The sequence below is a fragment of the Staphylococcus hyicus genome, assembly GCF_000816085.1.
Lineage (GTDB): Bacteria > Bacillota > Bacilli > Staphylococcales > Staphylococcaceae > Staphylococcus > Staphylococcus hyicus.
This window is the reverse complement of sequence record NZ_CP008747.1, coordinates 658,162-672,808: the sequence shown is the minus strand read 5'-3', so window position 1 is coordinate 672,808 and position 14,647 is coordinate 658,162. Positions and strand designations below refer to the sequence as shown.

Sequence of the window (14,647 nt, the reverse complement as noted above, 5' to 3'; positions counted from 1 at the left end):
TCACATTGATTGAAAGAGGGGTTAACATTATGAATACAATTGGGTTTGGATTTTGGAATTGGGTTGCATTGATTTTATACTTATTGCTTATGCTAGCAGTTGGTGCATTTTTTACACGTCGCGCTGGAAAAGATACTGAAAGCTTTTTTACTGCAAGTGGTCGTCTCCCATCGTGGGTAGTGGGCTTTTCAATATACGCAACGACTTTAAGTGCGATTACATTTATGTCAACACCTGAAAAATCATTTCTTACAGATTGGTCTTATATTGCTGGGAATATCGCGATTGTTGCTATCATTCCATTATTAATTTATTTCTATATTCCATTTTTTAAAAAATTACATGTAACTTCTGCATATGAATATTTGGAAGCTCGCTTTAACCCTGCAGTGCGCGTAATTGGTTCTTTATTATTCGTCTTATTTCATCTTGGAAGGATCGCTATCGTTATATATTTACCGACGCTAGCAATAACTGCGGTATCTGATATTAATCCATATGTTGTGGCGTGTTTAGTAGGCTTACTCTGTATCATCTATACTTTCTTAGGTGGGTTTGAGGGCGTGGTTTGGAGTGATTTTATACAAGGTGTGATTTTACTTGGCGGTGCCATTATTATTATCATTATGGCAATCAGTCAAGTTGACGGTGGTTTCTCAACTGTTGTCCATGATGCCATTCAAAATAAAAAATTGATTAGTGCAGACAATTGGAAACTAAGTGCTAGCGCTGCAGCTATCCCGATTATTTTTATTGGAAGTGTGTTTAACAATTTACAACAATATACTGCAAGCCAGGACGTTGTCCAACGTTATCAAGCTTCAGAATCAATGAAAGAAACCGCTCAATCGATTTGGACAAATGGTATTTTAGCCTTAATTTCTGCCCCTATCTTTTTCGGTATGGGTACGGCCCTCTATGCATTTTATGAACATCAAATTACCTTACCAAATGACTTTAATACGTCTTCAATCGTTCCTTATTTTATTTTAACGCAAATGCCACCTTTTCTTGGTGGGTTATTAATAGCTGCAATTTTCGCAGCAGCACAATCGACTATCTCATCAAGTCTAAATTCAATTTCCGCATGTATCTCTATCGACATTAAGCAGCGATTTTTTGGAAAACAACATGAAAAAGCTGAAGTGCGTTTTGCGAGATTAACCACAATTGTTGTTGGTTTAATCAGCTTAATAGCCTCACTTTACTTAATCGCTTCTAACTCTAGTGATATGTGGGATTTATTCTTGCTCATCACAGGTTTATTCGGTGTACCACTCGCTGGGATATTTGCTGTAGGTATTTTCACGAAACGCACCCATGGTACAGGTGTGATTGTAGGACTTATCATCACCGTCATTGTTAGTTATTTTCTCCAAGGTGTAGGAGGCGCTGGTTCACCTTTTTATACATCAATCATTGCATTTTTTATTGCATTCGGCACAGCATACCTTTCAAGCTTGATACTTCCAAATACGAAAAAGGACATTACCGGTCTGACCATTTATGAGAAACATAAACATAGTACGTATGTTAGAAAATAACATCTCCACATAACACTTCATTAACGTATCAATCATCTAAGATTTGATGCTTTAAAATTGTAGTCTGAAAGGTCATTAAAAAAAGGGATAAGATATCAATCAAAATGATATTTTAAATTCATCATTAAGACGCAATGTATTAATTAACAAAAATAACATCCAACATCTTTCTTGAATCAATGAATGATGTTGGATGTTATTGTTTCTTAGGTTGCTTTGTCCCCGTCTATGTTTATTGGGAAGATGAGCAACCTCTCTTCACTTGGATTCGTTTAATTTCTTAAAAATTTCTCTTTTAAGTCTTTACGAATGACGTCTAACGAATACGGATCATTGTACCAATAAATACTTGAATCTACATCAAAGACATGATTTTCTTTTACCGGTTTTAAATTAGACCACATCGACGTTCGTGTAAATTCAGGTTGTGCTGCTTTTGGCGCTTTTGCTTTAACTATGTAGTCACCTGAGTATGTTTCTAAGTCTTCTTTAGAAATTTCTTTCCAACCTTCTTTTTGTGTCGCTTTTTCTAATTCAGTAGGCATTTTTAAACCAAATGCCTGATAAATCACTTCACTACCACGCCCCCAATTTTTACCATACGCATAAATTTTCTTCTCAAAATCTTCAATAATTGACACGGTAGCATCTTCACCGATTGCTTGTTTGATGTCTTTGCCATCTTGTTTCGTTTCTTTCAGCCATTTCTCTTTCCAATCTGCAACTTCTTTTTCTTTATTCATAATTTGGCCTAATAATTCTTGTTGCTCAATGTAATTATACATAGCATAATTAATCGCTAAAGTAGGTGCGATTTTTTCAAGTTTTTTCGTATTTTTATCAGTATTATACGTAATAATTAAATCCGGCTTTAAAGATGCCACTTTTTCAACATCATCCGTTCCAACTTTATTAATATCCTTAAAATGTTTTTTCAATATTGGACTTTGATCTACTTGGCTTGAAACACCGACAATGTTGGCATCCAAATATTTCAAACCGCCTGCGTATGTGGGCGCAAGCACTACAATACGCTTGGGCGTTTGCGGTATGTTAATATTTTGTTTTCCCTCTGCTGTTTTAAGTGCTAGCGTCTTTTCATCAGATTGCGCACTTTCTTCTTTTTTATTTGGACCACAAGCAGTTAATAACAACATAAAAACAACAAGTGGAATGAACCATTTTTGCATCTTTTCTTCCTCCAATTGATAATGATTATCATTATTATACACACTTTATTCTGCTAAAGCAATAAAAATTTAGTCGTCCACTTTTCCAAAACATCAATTTACAATTAAAAACGCTCCTAAAACTGAATTATCAAGTCAATTTAGGAACGTTCTTAAACTTAATATTTATATTAAAAAAACAGCACATCAATTCCGTTATTAATGTCCCTGTTTTTCTGGAAGTGTGCGCACCCAAGTAAATAAAACAATAGTTTGAATGATGACCATGATGAAAAGCCCGATTCTAATAATAGGAATCTCCACAGCCCAAATTGAAAAACCTACGACAATATATAAACTAATGAGCAGTTGAATTTTCTTTCTCATTGTGTAGCCTCTATACAATTTAAAATCTTCAACATAAGCTTGGTACACTTTTGTTTGTACGAGCCAATCATGAAACTTTTTCGAACTTTTAGCAAAACATATCACTGCTACAAGTAAAAATGGTGTTGTCGGTAATAATGGTAAAACTGCTCCAGCAAAACCAAGCAACGTAAAAATGACGCCAATAGCTATTAATATATAGCGCATGATGCTCGTCTCCCTCTTTCGTGTTACGTTTCATTATAAAGAGGGATCACATATCTTTCAATGACTTCATTCATAAGTCCGTGTTTAAAGCGTATTCCATGTGTTTATAGCATTATTTGCAATCTGTGAATACGCCATATCTTCCATAGGCGGATTATGCAATCCCGCACGCATATCACGATAATAACGTTGGAGTGGCCGTGTCATTTCTAAACTTTTAGCCCCTACTATGCGCATAGCTAAATCAACAACATCTAAACCTTCATTCATGACAATGACTTTACTTGCACTGATTTCACTTTGAATCGATTGCTCCTGACTTTTATTTTGATAAGCTTGTGCGGTACTCCATAACATATGGCGCGCTGCTAACAATTTTGTATCCATCTTACCCAAATTTTGTTGCACAATGGGTAAGTCAGCAATCGTTCCTTCTATACTATTAGGGCGATATGAAGTGGCAAATTGATAAGCATAATCTCTTGCTGCTTGCGCAATACCAAGATACGTACTAGGTATGTGTAAAAGCCATCCATTTTGAAACGCAGGATTTTGACCCTTTATTTCAACAAGGTGTGATCGTGGGACTTTCACATTCTCAAGGACAATATCATGACTCTCAGTGGCACGCATTCCAATCATATCCCAATTATCTGCAATACTTAACCCTTCACTATCTTGATGCACAAGAAAGAAGCCCACTTGCTCATGTTCAGGCATATAAGCAGCAACGACAATATGTGTTAATGCTGGACTCATTGAAGTAAACGTTTTTACACCATTTATGACGTAACTTTTACCATGTCGTTTCGCATAGGTTTGTGGTTTGCCTCCCCTTGTAGGGCTTCCGGTTTCAGCTTCGCTCACAGCACGATTAATGAGTGCGCCACGTTTTACTGCTTCTGCTAGTGCGATGAGTATCTCATTATCCCACTTTTTAGTTTCAAAAAGCTCACCGATTAAACTTAAATGCCACCCAACTGAAAGTGCTGTTGCGGCATCCATTGAACCAAGTAGAGTTTGTAATACCACCATATCTTCAAGCGTCGCTCCATATCCGCCATGAGTTTTTGGCAATGTTAATCGTGTATACCCATTATCCACCAGCCATTGCACATTTTCATAAGGAAATGTTCTTGATAAATCATTTCGTGATGCATTCGCTTCAAACATAGGGCGTTGTGTTTCTAGCTTTTCAATCCATGTTTTTTGAAGATTAGACTGAATTAAAATAGATTGCATGTTCGCCACTCACTTTCAATTTTATTTCTTAGTTTCTCACTCAACATTATAGTACAAAATAGATATGAATCCTATTTAAGAAGATTAAGAAATAAGACTTTCTGAAAGTAAAGACTTGCCCCCCTACTTTAAAAGACAAAGGATTAGAACGTTTAACATCGCTCTAATCCTTTTATCATCTGGTATATTTAACGCCCTCAACCGTAATTGATTTAATACTTGTCTTCATTTGTTTTCTTTTTTAAAACAAATCGCCCCATCATTAAAATGTAGCTTCAATATTGTGAAATAATTGGTCGATTTTCTCATACTGATCTTTCGAAATTTCAATAATAACCGTACGTTCATCCTGTTCATTTCTCTTTTTTGATAAATAACCATTTTCTTTAAGTTTTTGAAGTGCTTTAGTAATATAGTAAGGCTTAAATTTTGATACTGTGATGATATCTTTCACGTTATACGCTGGCAATCTTTTTTCTTGAACGTGTACAAGAATAAAAAGTTCTTCATATGTTAGCGCATATGCTTGCTTAATATTGTGAGATATTTCTTTAGTTGTGCGGGTAATGGCTATAAACTCTTTCATGTTTTTGACTGGATACTTCATCAATTTAATCACCTCAGTAGTTGCTATCCAAGATGCATACGTAAAGTTCTGTGTTTCTAAAAACTATATTTACTTGGAAATTTAATTTCTTAATAATTGTATTCTAAACCTTTACCGCACTTTTTTCAATTACTTCCTGAAAATATATTCGAAATTTTCTTAAACGCCCACATTTTAAGGGTATGACCCTAATTATAAAAAAAGGAACTATGACACAATAATGTCTTAGCTCCAATAAAAACAGACAATTTATTAATTTTCTTTTAAAATTATTCACTACTTACTATAGTGTCTGCAAGGCTTAAACCTGCCATTGTAACTAAATCAATTGCGTGTTGTGCACCTTCTTTTCCGTGTCCAGCTTCCATATGCTTTTGTATCGCTACGCCCAATACGATAATGGTAATGAACGAACCTACTTGAGATAACTTTTTATTGAATATACTTAACCCGAATAGAACCGCGGCTACACTTTCAGCCACACCAACAACTCGTACCAAATCAGGTGAAAGGTTAAATGATTCAAAAGCATCTCTTAAACCTTGATCGTTTTTTAATTTAGGCTTTGACGCACTGAGTAATTCTTTAGCTAACTTTACATTCGAAATATATCTTAATAGCATCACAAACTCTCTCCTTATTTTTTATTTTTAAAATATTCATCTACAATTGGTTTCACCTTAGTTCCGAATAAACGAATCGCATTTAATGTGCGTTCATGCGGGATTGAACCTATAGGTAAATGTAACATAAAACGTGTTAGCCCTAGAGCTTCCACTGTATCAATGATTTTTTGAGCTACTGTTTCTGGGCTCCCTACATACATTGCACCATTCGGTCCAACTTCACGCATAAAGTGTTCATACGTAAACATTGGCCAACCACGTTCTTTCGCTATAATGTTATGATGGGCTTCGGTTGCAGGCATATACTCTGCTTGCGCTTGTTCATCCGTATCAGCGATATACCCCCACGAATGTGTCGCAATTTTTAAGTCCTCTGGATGATAGCCATTAGATTCAGCTATAGCTTTATACATGGCTACGTTTCTAGCAAAGCGGCGTGGATTTCCTCCTATAATCGCATACGTAATAGGTAATCCAAGTGTACCTGCTTTTAATGATGATTCAGGCGTGCCTCCTGTAGCAAGCCAAATCGGTAATGGTTTTTCAGCTCGTGGATATACCCCTAATCCATCTATATCGGGTCTCAGACTTCCTTTCCAATGAACGATTTCATTTTTATTAATTTCCATTAATAGCTGTATTTTTTCATCAAACAATTCCTCATAATTATTTAGGTCATAACCAAATAATGGAAAGGATTCGATAAATGACCCACGCCCTGCCATTATTTCAGCGCGTCCATGAGAGATTGCATCCACTGTCGAAAATTGTTGATAGATGCGCACTGGATCATCTGAAGATAACACTGTCACTGCTGAGGACAATTTAATACGTTTTGTTATGGATGCTGCTGCAGCCAAAACTGTCGCTGGATTGGAAACCGCATAATCAGGTCGATGATGTTCCCCAAGACCATAGACGTCTAGCCCTACGTCATCTGCCAATTGAATTTCTTCCACAATATTACGAATACGTTCCGCATTAGATAATGCTGGATATACCCCTTTTTCTGTATAAATGTCATGATTATCAGCAAATGATGTTATTCCAAGTTCAATTTTCATTACACACTCACCTCAATTACAGTATAAATTTTATACCAATATTTTATACATGGATTATATCCCTGATTTCAGGCTGCGTCAATCATTTTATTTCGAATTAGAAATATATTTATGATTTGCGTCCATCCCCTTTTTGGAAATGCGCAACATGTATAAATCGTTTCACCTTAATATTTACTAGGTGCGCTTTAAACCTACTTTAAAATATCACAATGCCATAGCAATACTTTAAAATAAAAATCGCTAACACCATTCATTTGAAAATGAACGATGTTAGCGATTATTTTATCTTTTTCATATGGTGGGTTTTAAGGTGTGTACCTAGGATGAAATCAAATAAATGTCTGTCATGCACCTAAGTTGAAGTAAGGTACATAGAAATACGAGGTGCTATGAACAAACAAAAAAACGAATATCGTGTTGTTACGATTCTATTTGTGCTTGAACGTAATCAATAAATGCATCAACATTGCCGTTTTTAATATCTTTCATTGCGACTTTACCAACTTCAAAACCAAACCAAAGAATGCCCGCATCATAAGATACACTGGTGATGTCACCATATGGAATATTGCGATAGTAAAATTGACCATTCATATCGACATTCATGATGAGTCGTTCATTTGTAGCGATATATGCCCCTTCATATTCGCTTTGCCCTTGCACTTCATATTCAATCGTACCAAGCACAGCAGGCCCTTCTTTTTCAGTTGGGAATAAATCTTCTGGATTCACACGGTCAAGTATCATCACAATCCGCCCCTTTATCATAGTCTTATCTTTATTATAACAACTGCTGTAACAAATTACTTGTTATGTGTTTATTTTTAAATTCAATATATTAAATAATATACACTTTCAAACCAACGTAAATTTAGGAATAAAAAATATGATAATACGTCAATTTAGAATGACAATCATATTACAAAATGTTAACAACAATTTTCTAATAAATCTAAATTTTGCCATCTATAGTGTTTAAATGCGATGGAATTCACATTTAAACACTCTTTTTTAACAGTATCAATGATAAAAAATTTTCTTAAAAATTACAAAGTGTTAACACATGACACAAATACATTTTTTTCTGTTAGAGTATTACTCGTTGTAAAAAATGATTAAAACGATTTACACAATTTTATGACGTCAGTTCCTATCGCATATGGTCTAAAATTTATAAATATATAGCATTCTTTTAGGAGGACTTTTTCAAATGAAAAAATTAATCGCTACAACTTCAATCGCTACTGCAGGTGTAGTTGCAATTACTTTGGCACACGGACATGACGCTGATGCTGCAGAATACAACGGTGGGTATAACCCAAATGATCCAACATCATATAGCTACAGCTATACAATCGACCAAAACAATAATTATCACTTCACTTGGCAAGGTAACTGGTCACCAGCGCAATTTAATGGTGGAAATGGCTCAAGCTATTACTACACAACGCAAAACAATTATAATTACACATCTACATCTAACTATCGCTACAACACAACTTCTAATTATAATTACAGTGCAAAAACTACTTCAGCACCAAGAACAATAACTTCTAATCAATCATATTCTACATCAACTACATCAGCTTCACGCACAGTTTCAAAAGGTACATCTGGGGCAAACTTATACACTGCAGGTCAGTGTACGTACTATGTTTTCGACCGTGTTGGGGGCACTATTGGTTCCACTTGGGGCAATGCGAACAACTGGGCATCTGCAGCCGCAGCATCTGGTTATACAGTCAATCACACACCTAAAGCAGGCGCTATTTTACAAACAACTTCTGGTCCATTTGGTCATGTTGCATACGTTGAATCAGTGAATAGTAATGGTTCTATTACGATTTCAGAAATGAACTACGGTCAAGGTCCTGGTGTTGTAACATCACGAACTATTTCAGCTGGAGAAGCTGCAAGTTATAATTACATTCATTAACCATAAAAAGAGGCTTCCGTTTATAACGGTAGGCCTCTTTTTTAAAACCAATATGCTATTGTAATCCAATATCCGAATGCAAATAAATAAAGTAATGGAAAATTTTCCATTTGTTTTGATTTATATTGTCTCCAAACAACATCAGCACCCACGCCTACAAGAAGCGCCGTGAGTATCAAACGGACAATATACATCATCGAAACAACACCGTTGTCATAGTTTGAGATTGTTAAAAAAACCAATATTATCGATAAAACAACGATTATACTAGTATAAACCATTGTATCAATAGACTTACGTAAATGGGAATATACCCATGCCACAATAAAACCAAACAGAGTAACAATCAAAACTTCATGAAGCTTGAAAACAAAAGTAAGGGCTTCAGCTCTATAAAGTACAATCGCTACAAAATACAAAATAAAGCTGAAAACCCATAAAATGATAGAAGGACTTCTTACAACTTGTAAGTCTTTATTGATAAATTGGTGTATCCCAAACCATAATAGAATCATCGCTACAAGACCTATTAAGTAAAATATGGAATCACCTCATTTACACTATTAATATTACCGATTTTTAAATTTTTAAACCTAAATCTAGTATAAAAGTCCATTTTTCTATCACATTATTACGGAAACGTTAACACCATTACGATGATGTGGCTTTTTTAATACTAAATCCCGAAAATCCATATATTAATGCAATGAGGATACATAAATAACATGGAATTGCCCAAATAAAAAAGTCACTAACATTAACACCTAATTGTTGTGTGTAATACACGCCTGAAGTTCCCCAAGGAATAAGTGGTAGCACCATTGTTCCAGAATCTTCTAAGGTGCGAGAAAGATTCACGCGACTATATCCCATTTTGTTGTACATATCCATAAGCAAAACGCCTACCATAATAATAGCTACGGATGCAACGCCTGCCGCAAGAACCATCATTAGCGTTCCAATAATGGTCACTAAAATTAATGAACCTCGTGAATTAACCTTATTTGAAATGGACGCAAGTAATACATCCAAGCACCCTGCTTTCTCAACAATCCCAGCAAAGGCATAGCCACAAAATATTGTTACAATAATTTGAGTCATGCTCATAATACCGCCTTGTTCAATTAACGTTAACGCATGTTTGGATAGGTGACCTACATTCGTAGTTAACATTTGTGGTGTAAAACCCATGAATGTAGCATTAAATCCATCTTGCAGCTTAAAACCATGATTTAACGTACCGACTGCAATTGCAGACGCACTTGATATTAACATTGCAGGGACCGTTGCCATTTTGAATGCTAAACATAGGATAATGACTATGAGAGGCACCCAAATCAACACATTAAGATGATACATCGCCTCGATATCATTTAAAATTTTATTAATATTTTTCGTGTTGGCCTGATGTCCTAATCCAAAGGAAGCAAAATGCCAAACGAGCATGCCGATAATTGACGCAGGAATCGTTGTCCAAATCATATGTTTAATATGGGAAAAAATATTAACGCGCGTCACTAAAGATGCCAAGTTTGTCGTATCAGATAGCGGCGACATTTTATCGCCAAAAACTGCGCCAGATATAATGGCACCCGCTGCCATCCCTGATGGAATATCCATTTGATGTGCGATTGCAATTAAAGCAATACCAGCAGTGGACGCAGAGCCCCAAGCGGTTCCTGTAGCAACAGAACATACGGCTGAAATTAAAAACGCTGATACCAAAAAATACTCAGGACTTAAAAACTTTAGTCCATAATAAATCAATCCGGGTACTGTTCCAGAAAACATCCAAGTCCCGACAATAATTCCTACAGCTAAAATGATGAATATCGCAGGCATTGCTGTTGTCAATCGATGCACAATACCTTCCTCTAAATCTTTCCACTTTAACCCTACCCTCCATGCTATAAAAGCAGCATATGAAGAGGCAATGATAAGTAATGGTTGAACTGGAATTTTAAAAAAAATAAAGCCCACACATACGATAATCATCATAACGAGAATCGTTGAAATCGATTCTAAAAAAGATGGTTTACGCGTCATTCATCCGCTCCCCCTTTAACTTTAATATGACGTTAATCCTACATTTTCACGTCCTAAATCTTCTATTGTAAGACCTTCTTTGTAAAAATCACGTTCTAAAATCGTTGAAGCAATGACGATAATTGCATCAATATTAGGTGTAGGGACACCAATTTCACGTCCTAAACTTGACCACAGAACAAGTCCATAAGCGATATCTTCCGTTAAATAGCGATTATTCACTTGATGTGGCCCTCGAATTTGTGAGAACACTGGGCTATCATTAAATAAATTTTTAAGTGGTTTATCTTCATCTTCTCGTTCTAAATAACCACGTTCTATACGACCTTCTTTTGCTGTTTCAAGTTCAAAGCCTAGTTTACGTCCCAATGTTAAACGTTCCAGTTCCACAGCGTGCAATAATCGGACAGTATGCTTTGTAATTCCTTCTTTATATAGTGCAAAATCACCACTATAATCAATACGGCCTACATTTAAAAGCGTTGGTCCTGGGTGCACTTCAGGATTGCCGTTTTCGAGGTTCGTTCGCCACAAACTTTCTTCTTTAACAAGATATGGATATAACTTTTCCATTTTTTTAAACGTTCCACTTAAATCCGCCTCATTAAATGTTGAAAAATATACTTTACGCACATTTAATGATAGATTAACCACAGCATGCTCAAAATCTACACGTGTCCCATAAGTTAACGTATTAGCCTCCGCAAAAATAGGACGCACATCATTTTTTAATTCTTTTAACACTTTAATAAACCTTGCAGATCCCATTGCAGCAGCCATATTGAAGAAAATAATTTGCTCTTTATGAATATGAGATGCCATCAGTTCTGCATAATATTCAATAAAAGAAGACGGAATAATAAGCATAATGACTTCGGCATCTTCTAAAACGTATGACATATCATCACTAATATTTGTGAATGGCACAAACGTTTCCTGTCCTTCTTCATTAAATTTAAAACCACCTTTAGCTTTAGCTTGATCAAATTTATGAATACTTTGATTTCTACAATATAGACGCACATCGTGACCATTATTTGTCATTTGAACAGCAGCTGTTACTGCACCATTTCCAGATCCTACGATAGCAATTTTCATAAAACACTCTCCCCACTTCAATTTATAAATATGTCTCATAAGCATGTTAACAAAGCTAACGACAAAATGAAATAGATAACTTCACTGCTTCAAAACCTTTTAAACTGTCTTTCAATGGATATTTTAAAAGTGATTGACATGACGTTTTATGTTACGCTAAGTATGAAAACTATACGTAAACTGATGGAGGTTTTGCAATGACACAATCTCATGATGATGTGGCGTACACACAGCCATATTCAGATGTCCCTTATTTTCCTAACGACGATGAACGATTAATGGCCGTCCTTATTTATGTTACATCTTTTTTCGCCCCGATATTAGGACCGCTTTTAATTTGGTTAATCAAACGTGACCAATCCAAATTTGTAGACAAAGCGGGTAAGAATTATTTTAATTTTGAAATTTCGTACACACTATGGGCTGCTATAGGGACGCTACTTATCTTTGTATTAGTCGGATTTCTTATTGTTCCTATTCTTGGATTACTCTATTTTATCTTTAAAATTGTTGCGATTGTTAAAGCATATAATGGAGAAAACTTTCTCCCCTTTTTATCGATACCATTTTTCAAATGATTTCACCTTTTAATTGTTACAAAAAATATTACAAAATGTGTTTAAAATGATGTTATTTTAGTTTTTGTCCTTTTAAGATAATTCCCTTTCACTTGTACAGGGATTATCTTATTTTTCATTTAAAGTCACTAAAAGTAAGTATTGCTCCCTGTCCTCACCCGTTGTCCCATACGTTTTATGCTTAGTGTATCCTTCTTTTTTCTTCTGTCACAACATTACAAAAATCATAGGCACTTTTTACATTTGATTACAAAACCGTAACATTCCACACAAAACAATATTTTTCTGATAGAGTGTGTCTTGTCGTTAAATAAAGCGATTAGAAACCATAAACGCGTATATGCACGCATGTAAGTCTTTAAGCAAATAAGGAATCTATTATAAAAAAATGTTTGGGAGGATTTTTATTATGTTAAAGAAAATCGCTACAGTAACTACATTAACAGCGGGAGTAGGTGCAGCAGCAGTTGGATTAAACCATCACGAAGCAGATGCGGCTGAAGGTAGCTATAATTATTCATGGAGTTACAACTATAATACAAATGGTGGAACGACAAACTACGATTACACATCAAATAATTCTTCATCATATACAAACGGCACAAACACTTCAACAACTTCAACATCTACTCATTCTACAGGTACTGTTTCAGCAGGCAACTTATATACAGCTGGTCAATGTACTTGGTATGTATATGACAAAGTTGGAGGCTCAATTGGTTCAACATGGGGTAACGCAAACAACTGGGCTAGTGCAGCAGCTGCAGCTGGCTACACTGTGAATAACACACCAGAAGCTGGCGCTATCTTACAATCTTCTGAAGGTCCATTCGGTCATGTCGCATATGTAGAATCTGTAAATGATGACGGTTCGATTACTGTTTCTGAAATGAACTATAATGGTGGTCCATTCAACGTAAGTGAACGTACAATCTCAGCTAGTGAAGTAGGTTCTTATAACTTTATTCACGTAAAATAAATAACGTTTAAATATGGGATTAATTTAAGTGCAATTAAATTAATCCTCACCTAAAAGAAGGTATGAGACACCCCTCTCATACCTTCTTTTTTATTTTCAATAGTCTTATCTTGTCACTTAGAAAACGTTTACTTATACTTATAGAGAGAGGTGGGAAAATTATGAAAAAAATATTTGTGGCTGGTCCGATTCCAAAAGTCGGATTAGAGTTATTAGAAGCACACTTTGACGTTAAGATGTATGATGGCAAAGGTATTATTAGTAAAGATGCATTAAAACAAGGGGTTGAAGATGCATTCGGCCTTGTGAGTCTACTCTCTACTCAAGTTGATAAAGACGTGATTGATCATGCGCCACATTTAGAATTCATCGCAAATTATGGTGCGGGTTTTAATAATGTCGATATTGACTATGCAAAATCAAAAGGAATTCATGTTTCCAATACACCAAAAGCTTCCACGAATGCGACGGCGGAATTAACAATGGGAATTTTACTTGCTGTAGCACGACGTATTCCTGAAGGTGATCAATTAATGCGTCATGAAGGCTTTGATGGATGGGCACCTTTATTTTTCCGAGGTCGTGAAGTATCAGGTAAAACCATTGGTATTATCGGTTTAGGAGAAATCGGAAGTGCAGTAGGTCGTCGAGCTAAAGGCTTTGATATGAACATCTTGTACACTGGTCCAAATCGTAAAGAAGACAAAGAACAAACGTTAGATGCAACTTATGTAGACCTTGACACCTTATTACAAAAATCAGATTTCGTTGTCATCAACGCTGCTTACAATCCATCTATGGAGCATATGATTGATCACGCTCAGCTTAAATTAATGAAACCAACAGCGTATTTAATTAACGCCTCACGTGGCCCTATTGTACACGAACAAGCCTTACTTGAAGCATTACAAAATAAAGTCATTGAAGGTGCTGCATTAGATGTGTATGAATTTGAACCTCAAATTACTGAAGGTTTGAAATCATTAGATAATGTTGTAATTACACCACATATCGGTAACGCTACATATGAAGCGCGTGATATGATGGCTAAAATTGTTGCAAATAATTTAATTAAAAAAGCACAAGGTGAAACACCTGATTTCATCGTCAATGCATAAAATAAACACGCGTATAAGCCCTATCCTTAGGTCACTTATACGC

14 protein-coding genes and 1 pseudogene are annotated in these 14,647 nt (G+C 35.5%); 5 read left to right on the top strand and 10 right to left on the bottom strand.

The genetic code is table 11. The annotated features are described in order from the left end of the window. The first annotated feature begins 29 nt into the window (after window positions 1-29). Window positions 30-1,544: a sodium:solute symporter family protein gene (locus SHYC_RS02895; RefSeq protein WP_039644390.1), complete on the top strand. Its 1,515-nt coding sequence runs from the start codon at window positions 30-32 to the stop codon at window positions 1,542-1,544. Window positions 1,545-1,816: 272 nt separating this feature from the next. Here SHYC_RS02895 and SHYC_RS02890 read toward each other — a convergent pair whose 3' ends face one another. From SHYC_RS02890 to SHYC_RS02860, 7 genes are all read right to left on the bottom strand, one after another. Continuing rightward, window positions 1,817-2,734: an ABC transporter substrate-binding protein gene (locus tag SHYC_RS02890; protein ID WP_039644388.1), complete on the bottom strand. Its 918-nt coding sequence runs from the start codon at window positions 2,732-2,734 to the stop codon at window positions 1,817-1,819. A 198-nt stretch (window positions 2,735-2,932) separates the two neighbouring features. Then, window positions 2,933-3,307, bottom strand: coding sequence for a YbaN family protein (locus SHYC_RS02885; protein WP_039644387.1), 375 nt, complete (start codon window positions 3,305-3,307; stop codon window positions 2,933-2,935). 84 nt (window positions 3,308-3,391) lie between these two features. Beyond that, the gene (locus tag SHYC_RS02880; protein WP_039644385.1) at window positions 3,392-4,549 is read right to left on the bottom strand and encodes an acyl-CoA dehydrogenase family protein; all 1,158 of its coding nucleotides are present in this window, start codon (window positions 4,547-4,549) and stop codon (window positions 3,392-3,394) included. Between the two features lie 262 nt (window positions 4,550-4,811). Further along, window positions 4,812-5,156, bottom strand: coding sequence for a transcriptional regulator, SarA/Rot family (locus SHYC_RS02875; RefSeq protein ID WP_039644382.1), 345 nt, complete (start codon window positions 5,154-5,156; stop codon window positions 4,812-4,814). A 269-nt stretch (window positions 5,157-5,425) separates the two neighbouring features. Next, window positions 5,426-5,779, bottom strand: coding sequence for a DoxX family protein (locus SHYC_RS02870; RefSeq protein ID WP_039644380.1), 354 nt, complete (start codon window positions 5,777-5,779; stop codon window positions 5,426-5,428). Between the two features lie 14 nt (window positions 5,780-5,793). Continuing rightward, window positions 5,794-6,846 carry an LLM class flavin-dependent oxidoreductase gene (locus SHYC_RS02865; protein WP_039644379.1) on the bottom strand — a complete coding sequence of 351 codons (1,053 nt, stop codon included), beginning with the start codon at window positions 6,844-6,846 and terminating at the stop codon, window positions 5,794-5,796. Between the two features lie 423 nt (window positions 6,847-7,269). Next, window positions 7,270-7,596, bottom strand: coding sequence for a PH domain-containing protein (locus tag SHYC_RS02860; RefSeq protein ID WP_039644376.1), 327 nt, complete (start codon window positions 7,594-7,596; stop codon window positions 7,270-7,272). Window positions 7,597-8,467: 871 nt separating this feature from the next. Here SHYC_RS02860 and SHYC_RS12615 point away from each other — a divergent pair. Beyond that, window positions 8,468-8,785: pseudogene (locus SHYC_RS12615) on the top strand (CHAP domain-containing protein); the annotation flags it as partial. Window positions 8,786-8,826: 41 nt separating this feature from the next. Here the strand turns inward: SHYC_RS12615 and SHYC_RS02850 are convergent. The 3 genes from SHYC_RS02850 to SHYC_RS02840 form a co-directional block, all read right to left on the bottom strand. Further along, window positions 8,827-9,300: a hypothetical protein gene (locus SHYC_RS02850; protein WP_039644372.1), complete on the bottom strand. Its 474-nt coding sequence runs from the start codon at window positions 9,298-9,300 to the stop codon at window positions 8,827-8,829. A 136-nt stretch (window positions 9,301-9,436) separates the two neighbouring features. Continuing rightward, on the bottom strand, window positions 9,437-10,831 hold the full coding sequence (nhaC, locus tag SHYC_RS02845; protein WP_039644370.1) for a Na+/H+ antiporter NhaC: 1,395 nt from the start codon (window positions 10,829-10,831) through the stop codon (window positions 9,437-9,439). Between the two features lie 21 nt (window positions 10,832-10,852). Next, complete coding sequence (locus SHYC_RS02840) at window positions 10,853-11,929, bottom strand: NAD/NADP-dependent octopine/nopaline dehydrogenase family protein (RefSeq protein WP_039644368.1); 1,077 nt, start codon at window positions 11,927-11,929, stop codon at window positions 10,853-10,855. Between the two features lie 197 nt (window positions 11,930-12,126). Between SHYC_RS02840 and SHYC_RS02835 the strand changes: the two genes are divergently transcribed. The 3 genes from SHYC_RS02835 (at window position 12,127) to SHYC_RS02825 (ending at window position 14,604) form a co-directional block, all read left to right on the top strand. After that, window positions 12,127-12,507, top strand: a complete 381-nt coding sequence (locus SHYC_RS02835) for a DUF4870 domain-containing protein (RefSeq protein WP_039644366.1) — start codon at window positions 12,127-12,129, stop codon at window positions 12,505-12,507. A gap of 409 nt (window positions 12,508-12,916) precedes the next feature. Next, window positions 12,917-13,486, top strand: a complete 570-nt coding sequence (locus SHYC_RS02830; protein WP_039644364.1) for a CHAP domain-containing protein — start codon at window positions 12,917-12,919, stop codon at window positions 13,484-13,486. Window positions 13,487-13,647: 161 nt separating this feature from the next. Then, entirely contained in the window at window positions 13,648-14,604 is a 957-nt protein-coding gene (locus SHYC_RS02825) for a 2-hydroxyacid dehydrogenase family protein (RefSeq protein ID WP_039644362.1), read from the top strand. Window positions 14,605-14,647 lie beyond the last annotated feature (43 nt).